The organism is Psychromonas arctica DSM 14288 (genome assembly GCF_000482725.1).
Taxonomy (GTDB): Bacteria; Pseudomonadota; Gammaproteobacteria; order Enterobacterales; family Psychromonadaceae; genus Psychromonas; species Psychromonas arctica.
This window is the reverse complement of record NZ_KI519479.1, coordinates 28379-30232: the sequence shown is the minus strand read 5'-3', so window position 1 is coordinate 30232 and position 1854 is coordinate 28379. Positions and strand designations below refer to the sequence as shown.

The following is a 1854-nucleotide window of genomic DNA, read 5'->3' as shown; positions in this document are numbered from 1 at the left end:
TCGCCATCTTCATCAGAGGTTTCAAACGTCGCCACCACAGCACCTTCAATGGCGCTCCCGTCATCTTCTGTAAAATCAGTGGTGCTAGTTAAAGTCAATACTGGTGCATCATTACTAGTGGTAATGCTTGGATCATGGCTTACTGGCTGACCATCAACTTGGCCATCATTTGGTGTTAGTGTATAAGGAGGCAAATCCTGGCCGTTATTAACCAAAGCTGCACCAGTTTCTGTTAATACTACATTACCATTACCATCCAAGGCATAGTTTTCAGTGTCGCTTAAAGTAACTATAACTTCATCACCATCTAAATCATTAATGGTATAAGTTGAAACCACGGCTCCAATGACTGCACTTCCATCATCTTCAACAAAGTTATTAGTATTTGTTAATGTAAGTGTTGCTGGAGAATTAACATTAAAATTAGCATCGTCATCATTTTCGTCACTAAACACCTGCGTATCTATAGTGGGGGTATTGAAAGCAGATGTTTGAAAGGCAGTGGTGGCAATAGTTTCGTCGCCGTCTCGAGCAAAATCTACAACAGAAGAGCTCCCACCATTCGATAATTCACCGGCAGCAGTTTCAATATCTAAGTCAAAGACCTCTTCGCCAAGCGCAAGTAACGCTTCTAAATCGTCAATTTCTTCGATACCTGAGACAGTTTCTTTTTCAGCATCAACTTCAGAGACAACATCATCCGTCGCAGTTGGGACTAATTGATCTTCCGTTGCAATTAATTGTTCTTCACCGGCTTTTAATTGCAGTTCAGCTTCAGTCACTTGTTGTTCATTTAGTACAACTTCAGTGTCATTCGTATCATCAACTAGATTATTTTGCTTTTCCATTATTTTTCCCCAACGCGACTATTCTAATTCTAATAGATGAACTATTAGAAAATTTAAAATAAAATACACAACAAACATATCCTTTTTTTATTGCATATTTATTTTGTAAAAAATTATTATTTTTATTTATTGTATTGAACTGTTTTAATGGCTATTTCTTATGTAAAACATTGTAAATTATATATTCAAAAAAAATCAAATAAACCAATACTAAAGTAATAGAGATAACTGTTTTAGTCAAATTTTCATTTAGCATATATTGCTCTTTAACTATCTGATCACTTGGCTTATTTAAATTGATAACAACTCATTCTAAATGTATGATTATTGCCTAGAGACTTTGTTATTAATGACCTTTAAAAAACCTGCCAAGACTGCTTACATCAATAGATTAAAATTTTTGCACTGATTCTGCTTACACAAACAGTTTTATTATATTTTAAAACTTTGATCGCTGTCTTTATTCTACTGTGGTGAAAATAATTCTGTTTTTTATTGAATAAATGTAGGCTGGATAAAAGAAGTACGAATACGACTGATGTTTATTTAATCACTACAGTTATCGATATTAATTAATATCAAATAAGTGAACTGTTTGGGATTCCAAACAAGAACTAAATTTAAGCTTTTCCTTGCAATAACTAATTATTTTAATAACGAAAATATGCAAAATCGGCTTAGCATTGAATAAATAGTTTTAAATATAAGTGGAATAGTAAAGCCTACCAAATGAAATTAATAACAAGAATTGTATTAATTTTACAATTATAAATTATCAAATGATTGCTTAGACTTGATATGTCATTTCAACTATAAAAGCTAAATTTCAGATATAGAATTGAATTAGTTTAAGAGAGCTTTAAATGATGGTTATTCTATTTGTAGACTTATTAATTGATTATTTAATAAGTAAATGCCTAGATTAAAGATGGTGGGCGATACTGGGTTCGAACCAGTGACCCTCGCCTTGTAAGGGCGATGCTCTCCCAACTGAGCTAATCGCCCA

The 1854-nt window shown here is 32.8% G+C and carries 1 protein-coding gene and 1 tRNA gene; both read right to left on the bottom strand.

Annotated features, from left to right (window positions below; translation table 11 throughout):
• The coding region (locus tag H592_RS24260) for a hypothetical protein (protein WP_037071946.1) at positions 1 to 848 on the bottom strand (848 nt) is incomplete at its 3' end.
• Positions 849 to 1777: 929 nt separating this feature from the next.
• Positions 1778 to 1853: transfer RNA gene (locus tag H592_RS0115190), tRNA-Val, on the bottom strand.
• Between the last annotated feature and the right edge of the window lies 1 nt (position 1854).